Annotated in this window: 20 protein-coding genes and 1 tRNA gene; 11 read left to right on the forward strand and 10 right to left on the reverse strand. The window is 49.0% G+C overall.

Annotated elements, in window-relative coordinates:
• The first annotated feature begins 222 nt into the window (after positions 1-222).
• On the forward strand, positions 223-1,086 hold the full coding sequence (locus ACF8OF_RS12785; protein ID WP_392496836.1) for a hypothetical protein: 864 nt from the start codon (positions 223-225) through the stop codon (positions 1,084-1,086).
• A gap of 166 nt (positions 1,087-1,252) precedes the next feature.
• Here the strand turns inward: ACF8OF_RS12785 and ACF8OF_RS12790 are convergent, their stop codons facing one another.
• The 4 genes from ACF8OF_RS12790 to pth form a co-directional block, all read right to left on the reverse strand.
• Complete coding sequence (locus tag ACF8OF_RS12790; protein ID WP_392496838.1) at positions 1,253-2,029, reverse strand: FRG domain-containing protein; 777 nt, start codon at positions 2,027-2,029, stop codon at positions 1,253-1,255.
• A 237-nt stretch (positions 2,030-2,266) separates the two neighbouring features.
• Positions 2,267-2,557 (reverse strand): hypothetical protein, encoded by a 291-nt coding sequence (locus tag ACF8OF_RS12795; RefSeq protein ID WP_392496839.1) that lies wholly within the window; start codon positions 2,555-2,557, stop codon positions 2,267-2,269.
• Positions 2,558-2,742: 185 nt separating this feature from the next.
• Positions 2,743-3,834, reverse strand: a complete 1,092-nt coding sequence (gene ychF / locus ACF8OF_RS12800; protein ID WP_004237332.1) for a redox-regulated ATPase YchF — start codon at positions 3,832-3,834, stop codon at positions 2,743-2,745.
• Positions 3,835-3,940: 106 nt separating this feature from the next.
• Positions 3,941-4,531, reverse strand: coding sequence for an aminoacyl-tRNA hydrolase (gene pth / locus ACF8OF_RS12805; protein WP_262859903.1), 591 nt, complete (start codon positions 4,529-4,531; stop codon positions 3,941-3,943).
• 302 nt (positions 4,532-4,833) lie between these two features.
• Between pth and ACF8OF_RS12810 the strand changes: the two genes are divergently transcribed.
• The gene (locus tag ACF8OF_RS12810) at positions 4,834-5,103 is read left to right on the forward strand and encodes a stress-induced protein YchH (RefSeq protein WP_046892240.1); all 270 of its coding nucleotides are present in this window, start codon (positions 4,834-4,836) and stop codon (positions 5,101-5,103) included.
• A gap of 120 nt (positions 5,104-5,223) precedes the next feature.
• On the opposite strand, the gene prs is transcribed toward ACF8OF_RS12810, so the two are convergent.
• From prs to lolB, 3 genes are all read right to left on the reverse strand, one after another.
• Positions 5,224-6,171, reverse strand: coding sequence for a ribose-phosphate diphosphokinase (gene prs, locus ACF8OF_RS12815; protein WP_262859902.1), 948 nt, complete (start codon positions 6,169-6,171; stop codon positions 5,224-5,226).
• A gap of 76 nt (positions 6,172-6,247) precedes the next feature.
• On the reverse strand, positions 6,248-7,123 hold the full coding sequence (gene ispE, locus ACF8OF_RS12820; protein ID WP_279799352.1) for a 4-(cytidine 5'-diphospho)-2-C-methyl-D-erythritol kinase: 876 nt from the start codon (positions 7,121-7,123) through the stop codon (positions 6,248-6,250).
• Entirely contained in the window at positions 7,108-7,737 is a 630-nt protein-coding gene (lolB, locus tag ACF8OF_RS12825; protein ID WP_025154162.1) for a lipoprotein insertase outer membrane protein LolB, read from the reverse strand. The genes ispE and lolB overlap by 16 nt, the downstream gene beginning before the upstream one ends.
• Positions 7,738-8,017: 280 nt before the next feature.
• On the opposite strand from lolB, the gene hemA reads away from it, so the two are divergent.
• The 8 genes from hemA (at position 8,018) to ACF8OF_RS12865 (ending at position 15,101) form a co-directional block, all read left to right on the forward strand.
• On the forward strand, positions 8,018-9,280 hold the full coding sequence (gene hemA / locus ACF8OF_RS12830) for a glutamyl-tRNA reductase (protein ID WP_262859899.1): 1,263 nt from the start codon (positions 8,018-8,020) through the stop codon (positions 9,278-9,280).
• A gap of 35 nt (positions 9,281-9,315) precedes the next feature.
• Positions 9,316-10,398 (forward strand): peptide chain release factor 1, encoded by a 1,083-nt coding sequence (gene prfA, locus ACF8OF_RS12835; protein WP_004237324.1) that lies wholly within the window; start codon positions 9,316-9,318, stop codon positions 10,396-10,398.
• Positions 10,398-11,234 (forward strand): peptide chain release factor N(5)-glutamine methyltransferase, encoded by an 837-nt coding sequence (prmC, locus tag ACF8OF_RS12840; RefSeq protein ID WP_392496842.1) that lies wholly within the window; start codon positions 10,398-10,400, stop codon positions 11,232-11,234. Before prfA ends, prmC begins: the two co-directional genes overlap by 1 nt.
• On the forward strand, positions 11,231-12,037 hold the full coding sequence (gene sirB1, locus ACF8OF_RS12845) for an invasion regulator SirB1 (RefSeq protein WP_392496843.1): 807 nt from the start codon (positions 11,231-11,233) through the stop codon (positions 12,035-12,037). The genes prmC and sirB1 overlap by 4 nt, the downstream gene beginning before the upstream one ends.
• Before the next feature lie 66 nt (positions 12,038-12,103).
• Entirely contained in the window at positions 12,104-12,955 is an 852-nt protein-coding gene (gene kdsA, locus ACF8OF_RS12850; protein WP_004237321.1) for a 3-deoxy-8-phosphooctulonate synthase, read from the forward strand.
• A 6-nt stretch (positions 12,956-12,961) separates the two neighbouring features.
• A complete protein-coding gene (locus ACF8OF_RS12855) occupies positions 12,962-13,864 on the forward strand; it encodes a TIGR01212 family radical SAM protein (protein WP_392496845.1) in 903 nt (300 codons plus the stop codon).
• A 162-nt stretch (positions 13,865-14,026) separates the two neighbouring features.
• Positions 14,027-14,506, forward strand: coding sequence for a type VI secretion system tube protein TssD (gene tssD, locus ACF8OF_RS12860; RefSeq protein WP_392496846.1), 480 nt, complete (start codon positions 14,027-14,029; stop codon positions 14,504-14,506).
• Positions 14,507-14,519: 13 nt separating this feature from the next.
• Positions 14,520-15,101, forward strand: a complete 582-nt coding sequence (locus tag ACF8OF_RS12865) for a hypothetical protein (RefSeq protein ID WP_392496848.1) — start codon at positions 14,520-14,522, stop codon at positions 15,099-15,101.
• Positions 15,102-15,567: 466 nt separating this feature from the next.
• Here ACF8OF_RS12865 and ACF8OF_RS12870 read toward each other — a convergent pair whose 3' ends face one another.
• The 3 genes from ACF8OF_RS12870 to ACF8OF_RS12880 all read right to left on the reverse strand — a co-directional run bounded on the left by ACF8OF_RS12870 (position 15,568) and on the right by ACF8OF_RS12880 (position 18,178).
• Positions 15,568-16,017, reverse strand: coding sequence for a methyltransferase family protein (locus ACF8OF_RS12870; protein ID WP_392496849.1), 450 nt, complete (start codon positions 16,015-16,017; stop codon positions 15,568-15,570).
• Between the two features lie 78 nt (positions 16,018-16,095).
• Positions 16,096-17,820: a C4-dicarboxylic acid transporter DauA gene (gene dauA, locus ACF8OF_RS12875; RefSeq protein ID WP_392496850.1), complete on the reverse strand. Its 1,725-nt coding sequence runs from the start codon at positions 17,818-17,820 to the stop codon at positions 16,096-16,098.
• Positions 17,821-18,088: 268 nt separating this feature from the next.
• Positions 18,089-18,178 (reverse strand) — tRNA-Ser (locus tag ACF8OF_RS12880).
• A 336-nt stretch (positions 18,179-18,514) separates the two neighbouring features.
• Between ACF8OF_RS12880 and ghrA the strand changes: the two genes are divergently transcribed.
• A complete protein-coding gene (gene ghrA / locus ACF8OF_RS12885; RefSeq protein WP_279799368.1) occupies positions 18,515-19,456 on the forward strand; it encodes a glyoxylate/hydroxypyruvate reductase GhrA in 942 nt (313 codons plus the stop codon).
• The last annotated feature ends 20 nt before the right edge of the window (positions 19,457-19,476 follow it).

Here is a 19,476-nt window from a genome sequence, read left to right on the forward strand (position 1 = left end):
CCGTTATGGAGATGTTATCTCCTGACTAATAGGACCTATTAAGTACAGGGTCAATGTACCGTAGTGAAAAATAATATCTTTTAACCGGGTCAAAGATTTTGAACGCAATGAACCGGTGAGTGAAATATCCGATGAAGAACAGAAATACACCTTGCAGTCAGCGGCCATCAATTTATAATCTTTAAATATTAATTTTTTATTATATTACCGGGGGGCTGTACGTTGAAAAGATTATTGCTGTTAAGCCTGATATGTGGATTTTCTTATAATATGTATGCCGGTGAAAATACCTGTTCAGCAGAAACGGCTGCCGTTAACGCATTTAATAATTTTATTTTTATTCAGGAGCGGCCTTTTAACGACTCTGTGAAAGAAATGAAAGTACATATAAAAAGTAGTGATGACTATATTGATAATAGCGCGTATGCAAAATTTGATGGCTGCGGCGGATTGCTGATACTGGAAAACAGCGAAATCATTAGATCCCGGATAAAAGAGCATGTTATCGTCAATGTCTTTAACATCAGGATAAATAAGCAGGATGAAAACTGGCGCTATAATATGACATTTAAACTGTCTGATATTGACCAGCATGGTGTTGATAACACATTTATGGTTCAAAGACAGCACGGGAAATTCCTGACTGACCGCAACGGGAAAATAACAAAATCGGAAGATACGTCTTATGCCACGATCGGTGATGAACGTATGAAATTCAAAGCGGAGACCCGCTTTTTAAGTGATAATAAAGGACGGTTGTCAAAATTGGACAGAGTCAGTACACAACCAAATGACAGCTCAAATACACGCTATTTTTATGATGATAAAGACCGCTTAATACGGACTCAGTCTGACTCCACAACGAAAGAATATACCTATACAGATGATGGCAAGCAATCAGGCAGCACAATGGTTCAGACATTTTCCACAACCGAAACAACCGTGACAACATGTAAGGACTGGAATAAATTCGGCAGATGTACACGTGCAGAACAGGATATAACGGTGTTAATTGAAAGTGAGAATGGTGAAAAGGACGGTGTCTATAAGCATCATGCGGAAATTAATTATGATTATGTTTATTAATTTTTAATATAATATTGGGTAGCGTCCGAGGAGTAAAATAGCATAGAATCAGATGATTTCTCTATATTTTATGCTATTTTGTACGTTATCATATTGTGATATTGATATTCAATCTTGTTTGCTAAATAAAAATATCACTCCACTGTTTTTATGAAGTGATTTTTATCTACTCAATTTTATATTTTTTAGCTATCTCACGGGCGGTTTGTTCTATTCCGGGGAAGATTGTACTGGATTTTATATTTAACTGTTCAAGTTCATCTAAAATTTTACTTTTGTTTTTTACAACTATATTTTCTACATTTAAATTACTGTGGCCGGTATCAGGAAGAACTGCATCATGTCCAAATAACAAAAAAGCACCAGATTGCGATGATATTCTTGGATTTGCATTACGCCCTTTGACGAGAATTATTTTTTTCAAAACAGCAAAGTCTACCTGATCTGAAAAATAAGGCTTTTCTGCCTGGATAAAATGTAGTAATTTTTTCTTATTTTCATTTGTTATTTGTTCATTTTCATTATTAATAGTCAATGAGTTTTTCATCTCCAATCCAAGCATTGAAAGATTAGTTATACAACTTACGGTATCTGAATTATAAAATTTAATATCTTTAGATTTTACCTTAAATATTTTTATATCACCATCAACTTCTTTTTTCTCAGGGTCTGAACAACAAAAGTATAATGCAACTAATGGATTGGCAGTAACATCTAAAAGTCTTGTAGGTAAACCAAAATGTTGCATTCTAACCAACTTATCCAACATAAAGTGGTCAGTGTGGAACTCATTCGGATGTGCAGTTAATAATTCATTTATAGCTTGTGTTTCATTTGGAAGATAAAGGTAATCACCATTTTCATTCTTTCGAAGAATAGATGGTTCTAATTTGTACTTAATATCGCCATGCCCACGATAGAATATTTCCGTTCCATTATCCATTGTTATTTTTTTTAGCTGACGAAGGAATCCTTCAACAGAACTTACTGTGGGGCTATCATTATTGGATTTTATTAAAGATTGCTTTTTTTTATTTACTAAGTTATCAGGTGATAAATCAAGAGATTTAAAAAGTTCATTAATAGTTAAATCTTTTATCGCCCAGTGAGTCCGGTGTATTTCCCAGCGGCCGGATAAAAATAATTTTCGAAATAAATTATCTTCATCCAGGGTTATTAGTCAAAAATCCTTTGTAAATTTGAAGCCATAAGATATATTTATATTGTCTACTGATATTTTGGTAATCTCACCTATCCGGATGTGAGATTGATTGTTTTCTAATTCTGTCATAAAGACACAAGGTAATGATTTTAGATTTTCTAAAGTAGCATTATCTAGCTTGCTGAATTTATAAGCAATTTCATTATTTGTATGTTCTAGGTAACGAGATAAAGGGAATGTACTGTATCCAATCCGATCTATAGGGATATCCCAGTCGTCATCATTAGAAACCATAATCAGATTTAACATGTATTACTCAATTCACCAAGTGATGAAAATTAGCATACCAGATTAATTAGTATGATTGATATTGTCTGTGAAGTAACTCGAAATTATAGAAAATAAGTAAATAGAGGTAACGAAAATTAATAGATATATAGTAAAAGATAACGCCCTCGCTAGAGCGTTATCTTATATTTTATTGAGAATACAGATTACACATTAAACAGGAAATTCAGCACGTCGCCGTCTTTCACAATGTAATCTTTACCTTCTGCACGCATTTTACCGGCTTCTTTTGCACCTTGTTCGCCTTTGTACTGGATGAAATCCTCAAATGCGATAGTCTGGGCGCGAATAAAGCCTTTTTCAAAGTCGGTATGGATTTTACCGGCTGCCTGCGGTGCGGTTGCACCAACAGGGATGGTCCATGCACGGACTTCTTTCACACCGGCGGTGAAATAGGTCTGCAGGTTGAGCAGGGCGTAACCGGCGCGGATCACGCGGTTCAGACCCGGTTCTTCGATACCGAGGTCAGCCATAAACTCTTCGCGGTCACCATCTTCCAGCTCAGCGATATCGGATTCAATGGCTGCACATACCGGTACAACCACAGAACCTTCTTTTTCTGCGATTTCACGCACCTGATCCAGATACGGGTTGTTCTCAAAGCCATCTTCGTTGACGTTGGCAATGTACATGGTTGGTTTCAGGGTCAGGAAGCTCAGGTAGCGGATCGCGCCCATTTCTTCTTTGTTCAGGTTCAGCGTGCGCAGCATCTGTGCGTTTTCCAGCAGCGGCAGGCATTTTTCCAGAACTTCCAGCTCCAGTTTCGCGTCTTTGTCGCCGCCTTTGGCGCGCTTCTGCACACGGTGGATAGCACGTTCACAGGTGTCGAGGTCAGCCAGCGCCAGTTCGGTATTGATGGTATCAATATCTTCAGCCGGGTTAACACGACCGGAAACGTGAACAATGTTATCATCGTCAAAGCAGCGGACAACGTGGCCGATAGCTTCTGTTTCGCGGATGTTGGTCAGGAACTGGTTACCCAGACCTTCACCTTTGGATGCGCCTTTCACCAGACCGGCGATATCGACGAATTCCATGGTGGTCGGCAGAATACGCTGTGGTTTTACGATTTCCGCCAGTGCATCCAGGCGGGCATCCGGCATCGGCACCACGCCGGTGTTCGGCTCAATTGTACAGAACGGAAAGTTCGCCGCTTCAATACCTGCTTTGGTCAGCGCGTTAAACAGCGTTGATTTCCCGACGTTCGGCAGACCGACGATACCACATTTGAAACCCATAAATTCTTCACCTTAAAAATGACAGCAGACCAAAACGGCCTGCAAGCACGTTAAATAATTGCCGCCGATTATACACGGTTACGGATAAACAGACGATACCTGCGGCTCACTGACCGGCTTTAAATGTATGCAGACGCGAAATGGCTTTTGCCATGCCGTCTTTCATCAGCACATCGGTGCAGCGCACGGCTTCATCGATGGTCTCATCAATCAGTTGCTGTTCGGAGGCAGGGGGCTTGCCCAGCACAAAGCCGACCACTTTACTCTTATCACCCGGATGACCGATGCCGATACGCAGACGATGAAAGTTCGGATTGTTACCCAATTTGCTTTGGATATCTTTCAGGCCGTTGTGACCGCCGTTGCCGCCGCCGAGTTTCATTTTTGCTATGCCGGGCAGAAGATCCAGTTCATCATGCGCCACCAGAATTTCATCGGGGGCAATCTGGTAAAAACCGGCGAGGGCGCTGACCGCTTTACCGCTCAGGTTCATAAAGGTGGTCGGCACCAGCAGGCGGACATCATTGCCCTGAATATTCAGGCGCGCAGTATAACCGTAAAACTTACTTTCTGATTTTAATGACTGATTATAACGGCGGGCCAGTTCATCCACATACCAGGCACCGGCATTGTGGCGGGTTTGGGCGTATTCTGCACCGGGGTTGGCCAGCCCCACAATTAATTTTATCTGACTCACACTTGTATCACTTGTTGTTCAGGCAGGTTTGACTGCAAAGAGGGCTATTCTACCCGTCACCCGCGCGGAGTACAAAAGAAACGTCCTTCCCGGACGGATGTGACTATTTGTGCAATAATTTAGTGATGAATTATTAAGTTTCGCTTTTTGGCACAATAAGCCAAATAAAACGTTTTATTTTTGGTCTATGTGATCTCATACGCAACATATACGTATCAATTCGGGCTATACTCTGTGTCAAGAAGGAATTCCTGCTTTCGTACTTTGAGTTGTTAAAAGACAAAAGAGTGGCGGAGGTCCCTATGAAACGTAAATTATCCTTATTACTCGGTAACCTGCTGATGGTTGTCGGTATGTTACTGATGGTCGGCAGCATGGCCTTTACTGTCAGTGTCCTTATTTTCGCACTCCCGCTACCGGATATCTATTCCGAAGCCTCTCTGATGGGGATCTTTATCGGTGCCTTGGTGTGGCTGGGCGGAGCCGGTCTGAGCGGGCGTCGTGAATCTATCGCGGATAAATATTACTGGCTGCGTCATTTCCACAGCCGCTATCGCCGCCGGATGCCGTAACACGAGTGTCATAAAATAACCGGGAACGGTTATTACCTGCTGCGGTTAAATGCCTGCCAACAAAAAACCCGTTGTCTTCACAACGGGTTTAAGCACGCAATGTGTACACTGATTATGAAATCAGTGTTCGAACATCGCGGAGATAGACTCTTCATTACTGATACGGCGGATGGCTTCTGCCAGCATTCCGGATAACGTCAGAGAGCGGACGTTATTCAGTGCTTTGATTTCCGCTGATAACGGAATGGTGTCACAGACAATCACTTCATCAATCACAGAATCACGGATATTGTTGACCGCGTTGCCGGAGAAGATAGGGTGAGTGGCGTATGCAAACACACGTTTCGCACCACGTTCTTTCAGTGCTTCCGCCGCTTTGCACAGCGTGCCCCCGGTATCGATCATATCGTCAACCAGTACACAGTCACGACCGGCAACATCACCGATGATATGCATCACCTGAGAAACGTTCGCGCGCGGGCGGCGTTTGTCGATGATAGCCATATCAGTGTCGTTCAGCAGTTTGGCGATCGCACGGGCGCGGACCACACCACCGATATCCGGAGAAACCACAATCGGGTTGTCCAGATCTTTCTGCAGCATATCTTCCAGCAGGATTGGACTGCCGAAGACGTTATCAACCGGAACATCGAAGAAGCCCTGAATCTGCTCAGCGTGAAGATCCACTGTCAGCACACGGTCAACACCCACACTTGACAGGAAGTCAGCGACCACTTTAGCGGTGATTGGCACACGTGTGGAGCGGACGCGGCGATCCTGACGGGCATAGCCGAAATACGGGATAACAGCAGTGATACGACCCGCAGAAGCACGGCGCAGCGCATCAACCATAACAACCAGTTCCATCAGGTTATCGTTGGTCGGCGCACAGGTGGACTGGATGATGAAAACATCACCACCACGCACGTTTTCATTGATTTGAACACTGACTTCACCGTCGCTGAAACGACCGATCGCAGCGTCTCCGAGGTTAGTGTACAGGCGGTTGGCAACACGTTGTGCTAGTTCCGGGATGGCGTTACCAGCAAAAAGCTTCATATCAGGCACGAGAAAAACCTCAGGCATGCGTCCAGAGAGATTGAATTGTGAACCTGAAAGCGTCCGGGGACGAAATCAGGGGCAATTACAGTAGACCAGCGCGGAACTGATGAAGCGGCGAAATGTTGACACCACGTGCCACAAAGCCCTTCACCCACGCCGGCGCGTTAATTAACACCTGTCGGGCGGCTGCCTGGTTTTCGAACTCTCCGAACACACATGCACCCGTACCGGTCAGGCGTGACGGGGTATATTGTAGCAGCCAGGAAAGAAGATCATCAACCTCACGAAAACGTTTTCTTGCAACCGGTTCACAGTCATTTGCGTACGGAGCCTGTAATAATGCGGGCAGAGAGCGGATCGGGGTATCACGAATTAATTGCGGATCTGTGAAGATAAGCGGTGTCGGAACCGAAATTCCGGGGTGTGCAACCAGATACCAGCGTTCCGGCGGAGACGCCGGGTGCAGAATTTCGCCTATTCCTTCAGCAATTGCCGCGTGGCCCCGGACAAAGACCGGGACATCCGCACCGAGGGTCACACCCAGCTCTGCAAGCGTATCGTCGGGTAACTGTAACTGCCAGTGATAGTTAAGGGCGATAAGTACTGTGGCGGCATTGGAGGAACCGCCGCCGATACCGCCGCCCATCGGCAGAATTTTTTCAACGGCAATATCCGCACCGGGTAAATCCGCTGTCAGCTGATGCTCGCGGGCATAGCTCTGTAACAGGCGGGCGGCGCGGATCACCAGATTTTGCTCATCCGGTACGCCGTCAAGCGGGGTCAGCAGACGAATTTCACTGTCAGTGCGCGGTGTAATTGTGACACTGTCACCATAATCCAGAAACTGAAACAGGGTTTGCAGTGTGTGATAGCCGTCCGCGCGGCGGCCTGTGATATATAAAAACAGGTTCAGCTTGGCGGGAGACGGCCAGGTCAGTGATGTCAGTTGAGTGTCCATGAATCCATTTTCAGCTTGATGCGGTTATCGCCCTGTTCGATATCCAGGCGGTTCGGCAGTTGCGGAGAGACTTTTTCATCATAGGACTGATAAGTGACTTTCCATTTTTCCATGCCCTGAGCCCAGCTCAGCGCTTTCAGGTGATACTGATTGCTGATGGCATAGGACTGCGCATCCCCCGGCAGGCCGACAATCCACTGACGCAGGTTTTCCATCGGGATAGTCATACCGGTCAGTTGGTAAATCATACTGTCCGGATCATCACTGTAATATTTCTGACCTTTATTATCGGTAAGCTGGGTTTGTCCGTCTTTGACAATCAGTTCCAGCTCGGTGCTGCCGACCGGGTTGGTGAGCAGCAGTTTGTAGCTGTCCGGGGAGTACTGCTGCCAGAAGAAACGGGCATAGGTTTTCTGGGTGGTGCCGATGTAGGCAAACGAGCCGCGCGTCTGATAACGCTGTAACTGATTTATTTGTTCTGTCTGTGCTTTCCAGCCGGCAGAGGTGGCGGAAACATCGCCTTTCTCTGTATTGTCAGGCAGGGTACAGGCGGCAAGTATCAGGCTGCACAGGGGCAGAAGCCGGATAAAGCGCGGTAATTGAATAGAGGCCACGTTGTAATTTCCTTTAACAACTGATAAAAGCAATAACAGTATTGTGCCTGTTTCAGTGGCTGTTTCCTACCTCTCTTACGCTGATTTACGCAATTATCCGCCCGGCTGACATGGCCTGTTGCGCACCGTATTACGTGCTTATTATCACGGTTTCCCGTTTAACGCTTTAATTGCGCGGGATCGGCTGCTAAAATGCATGCAGTTATCCTTAGTAAGGGTGTTGATTTCCGGTATACTTAACCGGTATTTTACACACTTACCCCGGTCTGTATTGCAGGATATGACTTTATTAGCTCTCGGCATTAATCATAAAACCGCACCTGTTGCCTTACGTGAGAAAGTGACTTTCTCTCCGGACAGTATGGAAGCGGCATTATCCAATCTGCTCGAACAACCGTCCGTGAGCGGCGGCGTTGTGCTGTCTACCTGCAACCGGACAGAAATCTATCTCAGTGTGGATGAACAGAACGATCAGCGCGATCAGCTGATCAACTGGTTGTGCCGCTATCACAACATCAACCCGCAGGAACTGATGTCCAGTCTTTACTGGCATCAGGATAATGAGGCGGTCAGCCATCTGATGCGGGTGGCCAGCGGGCTGGATTCCCTGGTGCTCGGCGAACCGCAGATCCTGGGACAAGTCAAGAAAGCCTTTGCGCAGTCACAGACACACCGTTCACTCTCCCGTGAACTGGAACGTCTGTTCCAGAAATCCTTTTCGGTTGCCAAACGGGTACGTACTGAAACCGATATCGGTGCTAATGCGGTATCGGTGGCGTTTGCCGCCTGCACCCTGGCGCGCCAGATTTTCGAATCCTTATCCAGACTGAATATCCTGCTGGTCGGGGCGGGGGAAACCATCGAACTGGTGGCCCGTCACCTGAACGAGCACGGCGTAAAACATATGATGATCGCCAACCGTACCCGTGAGCGGGCCCGCGTGCTGGCGCAGGAAGTCAATGCAGAGGTGATCACACTGCCGGAAATCGACAGCCGGCTGGCGGAGGCGGATATTGTTATCAGCTCCACGGCCAGCCCGTTGCCGATTATCGGTAAAGGTATGGTGGAACGCGCCCTGAAAGCGCGCCGTAACCGCCCGATGCTGCTGGTGGATATTGCGGTTCCCCGTGATATCGAAGCCGATGTGGAAAAACTCAGTAACGTCTATCTCTACACTGTGGATGATCTTGAGGCGATTATTGAGCACAACCTGGCGCAGCGCCAGGTGGCGGCACAACAGGCGGAATCCATTGTGGTGCAGGAAAGCGGGCACTTTATGGAATGGCTGCGCGCCCAGAGTGCGGTCAATACGATCCGCGAATACCGCGAACAGGCCGAAGAGATCCGCGCCGCCATGGCTGCAAAAGCCGTGGCACTGATTCAGCAGGGGCATGACCCGGAAGAGGTTATCAACCAGATGTCTCAGCAGCTGACCAACCGCCTGATCCACGCACCAACCAAATCACTTCAGCAGGCCGCCGGTGACGGTGATACCGGCCGCCTGACGCTGTTACGCGACAGCCTCGGGCTGGAGCATCATTAACTTCCTCTATATATTTTTAAGGTAGCAGACTACGAATGAAGCCTTCTATTGTCGCAAAACTGGAAGCATTGAAAGAACGTTATGAAGAAATTCAGGCGCACCTTGCGGACGCCGATGTTATCGCTGATCAGAATAAATTCCGTGCCTTGTCGAAAGAATATGCGCAGCTGACTGACGTTGCGAAATGTTTTGAAGCCTGGCAGACCATTCAGGATGATATCGACACCGCGCAAATGCTTCTTGATGATCCTGAAATGAAGGAAATGGCACAGGAAGAGCTGAAAGACGCAAAACTGCGGAATGAAACCTTAGAACAGGAATTACAGGTCTTATTACTGCCGAAAGATCCGGATGATGAACGCAACTGCTTCCTGGAAGTCCGTGCGGGTACCGGCGGTGATGAAGCGGCGCTGTTTGCCGGTGATCTGTTCCGTATGTACAGCCGTTATGCGGAATCACGCCGCTGGCGGATTGAGATCATGAACAGTAACGACGGCGAGCACGGCGGATATAAAGAGATTATTTTCAGAGTCACCGGTGAAAATGCCTACGGTAACCTGAAATTTGAATCCGGCGGTCACCGCGTGCAGCGTGTGCCGGAAACCGAATCCCAGGGCCGTATTCACACCTCCGCCTGTACTGTCGCGGTGCTGGCAGAAGTACCGGAAGCGGAACTGCCGGATATCAACCCGGCGGATCTGCGCATTGATACTTTCCGTTCATCCGGGGCCGGTGGTCAGCACGTTAACACCACGGATTCCGCTATCCGTATCACCCATATCCCGACCGGAATTGTGGTGGAGTGTCAGGACGAGCGTTCGCAGCACAAAAACAAAGCCAAAGCACTCTCGGTACTGGCAGCAAGAATCAAAGCAGCGGAAGAGTCCCGCCGTCATGAGGCGGAAGCCTCTGAGCGCCGCAACCTGCTGGGTTCCGGTGACCGTTCGGATCGAATCCGCACCTATAACTTCCCGCAGGGACGGGTGACGGATCACCGTATCAACCTGACACTGTACCGTCTGGATGAGGTCATGGAAGGTAAGCTGGATGCACTGATCCAGCCGCTGGTAAACGAATATCAGGCAGATCAGCTCGCCGCGCTGTCTGAGCAGGACTGATGACGTTTCGTCACTGGCTGACAGAGGCTGTCAGCCGTTTAAGGCACAGCGACAGCCCGAAACGGGATGCGGAAATTCTGCTGACGTTTGTCACCGGTCGTCCCCGCAGCTACATTATTGCCTTTGATGAAACCCCGCTCAGCGGGGATGAACAGCAGCGTCTTGAGGCGCTGCTTGTCCGCCGGGAGCAGGGCGAGCCGGTGGCGTATATCACCGGTGTGCGTGAGTTCTGGTCACTGCCGCTGGAAGTGTCTCCCGCCACACTTATTCCGCGTCCGGACACCGAATGTCTGGTGGAGGCGGCGCTGGAATTGTTACCGGCCGCATCCTGCGATATTCTGGATCTCGGTACCGGTACCGGTGCGATTGCGCTGGCACTGGCCTCTGAACGACCGGACTGTCACGTGACCGGCGCGGATATTCAGCCGGATGCGGTGGTGCTGGCGCAGCGCAATGCCGCCCGTCTGGGGCTGACGAATACAACCTTTAAAGAAAGTCGCTGGTTTGCTTCACTGCCGATTCATCAATTTGCTATGATAGTGAGTAACCCGCCATACATTGATGAGAATGATGAGCATCTGGTGCAGGGGGATGTCCGTTTCGAGCCGCGCAGTGCGCTGGTCGCCCCGCAGAACGGTCTGGCCGATCTGGCGGAAATCGCTGCGCAGTCCGCACATTATCTGACACCCGGCGGGTGGCTGATTGTGGAACATGGCTGGCGGCAGGGAAACGCTGTCCGCGAACTGTTCCGGGAAAACGGATTTTACCGGGTGGAGACCCGCCGCGATTATGGCGGAAATGATCGGGTTACTTTAGGTCAACGGGAAGAGAAATGAAAAGCATTGCCGATTTTGAATTCAATGGTGCGCCGTTACTGAGCGGCATCATGTTAGTGTTAAAAACTGTCCGCCCGGATTTTGACCAGGAAAAGGCAGAGACACACATCAATGAGCTTATCCGTCAGACCCGTAAACGCCTCCCGCCGTATTCCGACGAACATACCTGTTTACAGACCCTGATCACGCTTTTTTACCACAAATGGCAGTTCGGTGGCGCCAGCGGTGTTTATTCGCTGTCTGATACCCTGTGGCTGGATACGGTGCTGCGCACTCAGCGCGGCTCGCCGGTATCACTCGGCATCCTGTTCCTGCATATTGCACAGGCTATCGGTTTGCCGGTTGTGCCGGTGGTTTTCCCGACCCAGCTGATTCTGCGGGCAGATCTCGATGACGAAACCCTGTTTATCAACCCGATTAACGGCGATCTGCTGGATCAGCACACGCTGGATGTCTGGATTAAAGGCACGGTCAGTCCGGCGCATCACCTGACCGGGGACGATCTCGAGGAAGCCGAAAACAGCCATGTGGTGCGCAAATACCTCGACAGTATTAAAGTCGCGCTGATGGAAGAGAAAAAAATGGAGCTGGCACTGAAAGTCAGCGAAACCATTTTATTATTTGATCCGGATGACCCGTATGAAATCCGTGATCGAGGGCTGATTTATGCCCAGCTGGACTGCAGCCATATTGCGGTTTCTGATCTGAACTATTTTATTGAGCAATGTCCGCAGGATCCGGTATCGGAAATGATAAAAATGCAGATCCACACTTACGAACAGCAGCATATCGTTCTGCACTGATAAACGGATATCGTTTTACATATTTTCATAAACGCAATTTAATTGCCTCTGCCAAAAGGTTATACCATGCAACAGAAAGTCGTATCTATCGGGGATATTCGTGTCGGCAACGCGCTGCCGTTTGTTCTGTTCGGCGGCATGAACGTTCTTGAATCCCGCGATCTGGCGATGAAAATCTGCGAACATTACGTGACTGTCACGCAGAAGCTGAATATTCCTTACGTCTTCAAAGCCTCTTTTGACAAGGCAAACCGTTCTTCCATCAATTCCTACCGTGGTCCGGGCCTTGAAGAAGGGATGAAGATTTTTGAAGAGCTGAAAAAAACCTTCGGCGTGAAAATTATCACTGACGTCCACGAATCCTGGCAGGCACAGCCTGTGGCGGACGTGGTGGATGTGATCCAGTTACCGGCATTCCTGGCGCGTCAGACTGATCTGGTGGAAGCGATGGCGAAAACCGGCGCGGTCATTAACATCAAAAAACCGCAGTTTATCAGCCCGGGGCAGGTGGGTAATATTGCGGAAAAATTCCGTGAAGGCGGCAATGACCAGATCATTTTATGTGATCGCGGTGCAAACTTCGGTTATGACAATCTGGTTGTGGATATGCTGGGCTTTAAAGTGATGGAAAAAGCGTCCGGCGGTTGCCCGGTGATTTTCGATGTCACACACTCCCTGCAATGCCGCGACCCGTTTGGTGCCGCATCCGGCGGCCGCCGTGGTCAGGTGGCTGAACTGGCCCGCGCCGGGATGGCAGTCGGTCTGGCCGGTCTGTTCCTGGAAGCGCATCCGGACCCGGATAATGCCCGTTGTGATGGCCCTTCCGCGCTGCCGCTGGCAAAACTGGAGCCGTTCCTGCAGCAGGTTAAAGCCATCGACGATCTGGTGAAAAGCTTCCCTGAGCTGGATACCGAATAATTTCCGATGCAGCTTCACACTGTTGTTAACATGTTCGGCGCTGATCTTCAGCGCCGTTATGGCGAAAAAATCCATAAAATCACCCTCCACGGCGGCTTCAGCTGCCCTAACCGTGACGGCACCCTCGGGCGCGGCGGTTGTACCTTCTGTAATGTGGCTTCTTTTGCGGATGAAAATGCACAGTATGATTCCATCGAGGAGCAACTGAGTCAGCAATCCGGAAAAATCACCCGCGCCAAACGTTATCTTGCTTATTTCCAGGCCTATACCAGCACCTACGCGGAAGTGGAACTGCTGCGTGAAATGTATGAATCCGCACTGACACAGGCCGATGTGGTGGGGTTGTGTGTCGGTACGCGGCCGGATTGTGTGCCGGAGGCCGTATTGGATCTGCTGCAAAGCTATCAGCAGCAGGGCTATGAGGTATGGCTGGAACTGGGACTACAGACCGCGCATGATAAAACCCTGAAGCGCATCAACCGCGGTCATGATTTCGCCTGTTATCAGGCCACCACCCGGGCCGCCCGTGAGCGCCGGCTGAAAGTGTGTTGCCACCTGATCACCGGCCTGCCGGGAGAAACCGCAGTCGATAATCTCATCACACTTGAGCGTGTGCTGGACACCGGCGTTGAAGGTATCAAACTGCATCCCCTGCATATTGTGGAAGGCAGTACCATGGCAAAAGCCTGGCGGGCGGGGCGCCTGCCCACCATTTCTCTCGAGGAGTATGTCACCACCGCCGGGGAGATGATCCGCCACACTCCACCAGACGTTATTTATCACCGCATCTGTGCCAGTGCGCGGCGTCCGACGTTACTGGCACCGGACTGGTGCAGCAACCGCTGGCTCGGCATGAATGGCCTGTGGCAGTATCTGCTGGCAAACGGCGGTCAGGGCAGCGCAATCTGATCGGTGCCGGGGAAGCAGGGTTGTTTTTTGCAATTAATCGCCGGCAACTTCATTTACGGTCATTCACCAGACATTATTACCGGAACAATTTTTGTCATGACTATTGGCAATCATTGATTATGTTTGGAAATAATCAGGTTTCTATAATTCAAAGGAATTTGAATGGCCGATATCATCTATTTGACACTGAAAGGTAACCGGCAGGGGCTTATTTCTGCCGGATGCTCCAATTATGATTCAATCGGAAATAAATATCAGGATAAGCATAAAGATCAGATTCTGGTTTATTCCACAACGTATGATCTTCTCCGCCAACAGAATGTCGCACATGCACCGTTTTTGCTGGTGAAAGCGGATGATAAATCCTCTCCGCTTTTGCTTTCATCCATATCAGATAATGAGATTCTGGATTGTGTCTTTGATTATTATCGTATTAGTCAGCAAGGTATGTTGATTAATTATAAAAGAATAAGATTAACCAAAGCCTCTGTTATCCGGATTGTTAATCAATCGCCTGATTCACTAATCCACAATGATTTACAACCTGCCGAAACGATTTCACTGAAATACGAAAGTATTACGTACCAGCATATCAGTGCCGGAACGTCCGGTTACAGTATCAGAAATGAATCTGTCAGATAAAAAGCAAAGCGTAATGGCAAAAGTTAATGATGTGTATAGTAACCGGTTTAATATCAGGATTGTATCATCACCCGACCAGTCAGTGCTCATGTCTGTGCCTGACCCGGTAAAAATCTTTGTAATGGTTAATTATAACTGGGGAATAGGACATATCGGGCTGGTTATTGGTGAAGGAGAAAAAGCAATATTGCATGATCCGTCCGGCGGGTATTCAGAATGTCCGTCACGTGAATGTTATAAAGACAGAAATGCAATGCGTTACCCGCGCAGTTCCGGGGAGTTTTTTCACTATCCGGAATTTGACTGGGATGATTATCTTTCTTTTCAGTTGTGGGACGGGCCGGATGTGATGGTGATTGAGTTTGTTATCCCCGGTGAACAGGCGGCCAGAATAACGGAGATGATTTATAATCATGGGATGGCAGGATCATTTTCTTGTGCAAAAACAGTATTTAAAATTTTGAAAGAGAGCGGCGGAATTTTTAATGTGCTCGAGGAAACACCGGTTCTCAAAGAAAATCCCTGGCAACTGAGAGAAAAATTATTGGGTATTTATTACCCTGAATATGGAGGGGTAATTTCAGGTGCTTATTAAAAATAAATCACTTATCATGTATTTATCATTCAGTATTTCTGCTGTTTTTTATTATCTTGAGATGGTTCATGCATTTTTTTTCAGGATATACTCACATGCAGCAAATAACATAGCAATTATTAAGAGTAATACATTAGTATCCTTTATTTTCTTTTTTTTCATTTTCGTGATCGGTGCAGTAATCATTTACCGGCAACAAACGGAAGTAAGCAAAATATTCAGAGTGATAGTTTATTTACTATGTCCTTATATAACCAGTGTAGTTGTATGGTATTTTTTTGATCATTACGGAACTGAAACACATAATCAGACGGTCAGAGTGAAATCACAAAAGATGGGTGATTTTTTTATCTTTTCTTTTATTGTACATGGCATATTCTTTGTCCCGCTGGTGGCGTATACCTGTGACTTTCTGTTGAGCTTTCTGTTCTGCCGGAACAAAAAAACACCACCGGGGTAAGTCTTATCACAACCAGCGCCGTGTCTGCTGACAATAGGCCGTCCATTCCTGTTTAAATTTTGCGGCAAGGAACTTTTCTTCCTGCGGGATGCTGAACAGATCGGTGATCAGCCAGAAAATCAGGCCGCCGGTGAGAAAATAGTAAGAGTGAGTCAGCAGGGCAAAGCCGATACAGGCGGTGGTCAGTGCGAGATAGACCGGATTGCGTGACAGCCGGAACGGCCCGCCGGTGATGAGATGCGTGGCTTCGCCGAGCGGGTTCGGGGTGGTGTTATGGCGGCGGAAATACACCAGTGACGCACCAATCCAGCCGAGACTTTCCAGCCCGATCAAGATGGCTAAAATACCGCTCCAGCCGCTGAACTGGATCACCAGTGCATCTTTGGCATACAGCCAGACAGCCGCAATGCCATTGATAATCAGCCAGTTAAGGAAAGGAAGACGGAACACAGCCATGATTTTTCTCCGGTGACAGATAAAGCAACGGCGGACATTACGCCCGCCGCTCTGTTCATTATAGCCTGATTACAGAGGTTATCGTGCCTCCGATGTCACACCATCCATCAGCCCCAGTTCAATCAGTGCCTTACTGACTGACGGGTAAAAGCTGATTTTATTCTCAACCGGCACAATCCGTGCCCGTGCCAGAGTTTTCAGCGGCTGGAACGGAATATCGGTGACCACGATGTGTGTATCCACACCGGCTTCGTCGATAAAACGGCGGAAGGCTTTTAATCCGCCCGCATCCAGCACCGGCACCGCATCCCACTGCATCACAATGGTGTGATATCCCGCGCTTTTGACTTTCAGATCATCAAAAATCCGCTCGGCAGCGGCAAAGAACAGCGGACCGTTAACACGCACCACCAGCAGCCCCTTGTCGTGATCCGTAAAGGAAGACTCACTCAGGCGCGTCATATTGGCGATACGGCGCATAAACAGCAGCGAAGCCAGCACAATCCCGACACTGATGGCTATCACCATATCAAACAGCACCGTCAGGCTCAGACACAGCAGCAGCACGATAATATCGTCTTTTGGTGCGCGGCGGATAAGTTCAATGACTTTAGCTGCTTCACTCATATTCCACGCTACCATCAGCAGCAGAGCAGACATTGCCGCCAGCGGCAGATACGAGAGCAACGGTGCCAGAATCAGCAGAGTCAGCAGCACCAGCAGAGAATGAATAATCGCAGAGACCGGTGATGTGGCCCCGGCACGCACGTTAGCCGCCGAACGGGCGATAGCCGCAGTGGCGGTAATGCCGCCGAAGAACGGCGCGGTGATATTACCCAGCCCCTGACCCAGCAATTCGCCGTTGGAGTTATGTTTCTTGCCGGTCATCCCGTCGAGTACGACGGCACAGAGCAGGGATTCAATTGCGCCTAGCATTGCCATTGAAAACGCCGCCGGCATCAGAGCGGTAATGGTGGCCCAGCTGAACTCAAATTCTTTGCCGTCCGGGGTCGGTAAATTCCACGGCAGGATAAACTGCGGCAGAATCGGCGGGATCCCCGTGCCATGTGTGCCATCCGCCAGGGTATAACTGAAGCGGGAGCCGATGGTGGCTGCGTCCATGCCGAACAGCGACAGCACCAGCATCACCAGCATCCCGGCAATCACAGCGGGAAGGTGTCCCGGCAGGCGCAGTTTCAATTTCGGCCAGTAGATCAGTACCAGCAGCGTGGTCACGCCAATCAGGGTATCGGAGAGATTAATGGTCGGCATCGCTCTGACAAGGGCGATCACCTTATCCACATAGTTTTCCGGTACATGCACCATGGTCAGACCGAAAAAGTCTTTCACCTGCATGGTGGCGATAGTGATCGCAATTCCCGAGGTGAAGCCGAGCACCACAGAAATCGGAATATATTCAATGAGTTTACCGAAACGCGCCAGACCCATTGCCAGCAGGATAATCCCGGACATCAGGGTGGCTATCAGTAATCCGCCCAGCCCGAACTGCTGGGAAACGGGGTAGAGGATCACCACAAATGCGGCTGTCGGCCCAGAGACACTGAAACGGGAGCCACCGGTCACCGCAATCACAATACCGGCAATAGCCGCCGTATACAGGCCATATTGCGGAGCTACTCCACTGCCGATAGCCAGTGCCATGGCCAGCGGGATAGCGATAATCCCGACGGTGATACCTGCAATGGTATCTTTTATCAGACGGGAAACGGAGTAAGGCTGTTTCCAGCACGAGTCAATTAATGCAGAAAAAAGAGATAATCCTTTAAATGTTGAAATTTTCATTTCCGGACAACTGTCACCTCTGAGTCATATGAAAAAAATAGGGAGACGCCAAAGCACATTAGTCTACGCAAAACAGGGAGAGATTTAGCTGAGATACATCAAATGACACTGTATACAATAGCGGATATTGAAATAAAATCAAAAATATGAAGCAGTTAAGGGTTAATAAAACAGGATATTCTGCCGCCTGACCGGATAGCAGCATAAAAAAAGAAAGGACAGAAACGAAAAAAGCCTGCTGATTGCTCAGCAGGCTCTTCTCTTAAGATGGCGGTGAGAGAGGGATTCGAACCCTCGATGCACTTTCGCGCATACACACTTTCCAGGCGTGCTCCTTCAGCCACTCGGACATCTCACCGGGGTACTGTTCGTTGCGTTGATATCTCGCTGCAACGGGGCGCTACTATAGGGGAAGCGACGTAACCCGTCAATACACGGCACGAAAAAAAATGTGTTTTTTCGCTTGTTTAACCAAAAAAACAGCATATTGGTGATTAACATAGCAAATCCGCTGAAAACAGCATACCGGTCGCCTGAAAAATGACCGCTGATTTTTTTCCGGCGGGAAATCATCTGCCGGAAAAATATGCAGGTCAGTTAACAATAACAACATTTTAACGATACGAAAATCTCTCCGGGGCTTGAATTCTTTGCGTAATCCTATCAGGCTGGTAAAAAAACAGAGGAGCGCCGCATGAATATTATTTTCTACCATCCTTTTTTTGATTCTGAGCTGTGGATCAACGGCATGAAAAAACACCTGCCGCAGGCGGATATCCGCAAATGGGTTCCGGGTGATAATCAGCCGGCGGATTATGCCCTGGTGTGGTTACCGCCGCGTGAGTGTCTGGCCGGGCGGACCACCATGAAGGCGGTCTTTGCTCTGGGGGCCGGGGTGGATGCCATCCTGAAGCAGGAGCAGGCAAACCCGGGCACACTGCCTGCCGGGGTGCCGGTGATCCGCCTTGAAGATACAGGGATGGGGGCGCAGATGCAGGAATACGCCGTTGCCAAGGCGCTGTGGTACTTCCGCAAAATGGATATCTATAAACGCCAGCAGGAACAGCGTATCTGGAAAGCGCAACCGGCATTTACGTTTGACGAGTTTGAAATCGGCGTGCTCGGAACCGGTATTCTCGGGCGTTCCGTGGCGGAAAGGCTGGCGGAGTTCGGGTTTAAAGTCCATGGCTGGAGCCGGACACCGAAACAGATCCCGGGCGTGACCAGTTTCCACGGTAATGACCAGCTGGATGAATTCTTAAGCCACAGCCGCCTGCTGATCAACCTGCTGCCTGACACACCGCAGACCAGAGGGATCCTCAACCAGTCGCTGTTCAGTAAGCTGCCGCAAAGTGCTTACCTGATCAACCTGGCGCGCGGTTCGCATCTGGTGGATAACGATCTGCTGGAAGCCATTGATGACGGACAAATAGCCGGTGCCAGCCTGGATGTGTTCGCCACCGAACCGCTGCCGGAAATGCACCCGTTCTGGACCCACCCGCGGGTGGATGTCACGCCGCACATTGCCGCATTTACCATTCCGTCAGAGGCAATGAAAGCCATTGTTGCCAATATTGAGCGGATTGAGCGGGGCGAAGCACCACAGGGCGTGGTGAATATGGAACTGGGGTATTAATTCTTTACAGTGATAAGGAC

This window comes from Morganella sp. TYF_1, assembly GCF_043105645.1.
Taxonomy (GTDB): Bacteria; Pseudomonadota; Gammaproteobacteria; order Enterobacterales; family Enterobacteriaceae; genus Morganella; species Morganella morganii_B.

What these genes read in the sequence shown, in the direction of transcription:
- prfA (WP_004237324.1), top strand. Translation starts at nt 9,316, where the DNA reads ATGAAGCCTTCTATTGTCGCAAAACTGGAAGCATTGAAAGAACGTTAT.
- ACF8OF_RS12870 (WP_392496849.1), bottom strand. Translation starts at nt 16,017, where the DNA reads ATGGCTGTGTTCCGTCTTCCTTTCCTTAACTGGCTGATTATCAATGGC.
- ychF (WP_004237332.1), bottom strand. Translation starts at nt 3,834, where the DNA reads ATGGGTTTCAAATGTGGTATCGTCGGTCTGCCGAACGTCGGGAAATCA.
- ACF8OF_RS12795 (WP_392496839.1), bottom strand. Translation starts at nt 2,557, where the DNA reads ATGTTAAATCTGATTATGGTTTCTAATGATGACGACTGGGATATCCCT.
- hemA (WP_262859899.1), top strand. Translation starts at nt 8,018, where the DNA reads ATGACTTTATTAGCTCTCGGCATTAATCATAAAACCGCACCTGTTGCC.
- prmC (WP_392496842.1), top strand. Translation starts at nt 10,398, where the DNA reads ATGACGTTTCGTCACTGGCTGACAGAGGCTGTCAGCCGTTTAAGGCAC.
- ispE (WP_279799352.1), bottom strand. Translation starts at nt 7,123, where the DNA reads ATGGACACTCAACTGACATCACTGACCTGGCCGTCTCCCGCCAAGCTG.
- sirB1 (WP_392496843.1), top strand. Translation starts at nt 11,231, where the DNA reads ATGAAAAGCATTGCCGATTTTGAATTCAATGGTGCGCCGTTACTGAGC.
- ghrA (WP_279799368.1), top strand. Translation starts at nt 18,515, where the DNA reads ATGAATATTATTTTCTACCATCCTTTTTTTGATTCTGAGCTGTGGATC.
- ACF8OF_RS12855 (WP_392496845.1), top strand. Translation starts at nt 12,962, where the DNA reads ATGCAGCTTCACACTGTTGTTAACATGTTCGGCGCTGATCTTCAGCGC.
- kdsA (WP_004237321.1), top strand. Translation starts at nt 12,104, where the DNA reads ATGCAACAGAAAGTCGTATCTATCGGGGATATTCGTGTCGGCAACGCG.
- ACF8OF_RS12865 (WP_392496848.1), top strand. Translation starts at nt 14,520, where the DNA reads ATGGCAAAAGTTAATGATGTGTATAGTAACCGGTTTAATATCAGGATT.
- ACF8OF_RS12810 (WP_046892240.1), top strand. Translation starts at nt 4,834, where the DNA reads ATGAAACGTAAATTATCCTTATTACTCGGTAACCTGCTGATGGTTGTC.
- ACF8OF_RS12790 (WP_392496838.1), bottom strand. Translation starts at nt 2,029, where the DNA reads ATGGATAATGGAACGGAAATATTCTATCGTGGGCATGGCGATATTAAG.
- dauA (WP_392496850.1), bottom strand. Translation starts at nt 17,820, where the DNA reads ATGAAAATTTCAACATTTAAAGGATTATCTCTTTTTTCTGCATTAATT.
- tssD (WP_392496846.1), top strand. Translation starts at nt 14,027, where the DNA reads ATGGCCGATATCATCTATTTGACACTGAAAGGTAACCGGCAGGGGCTT.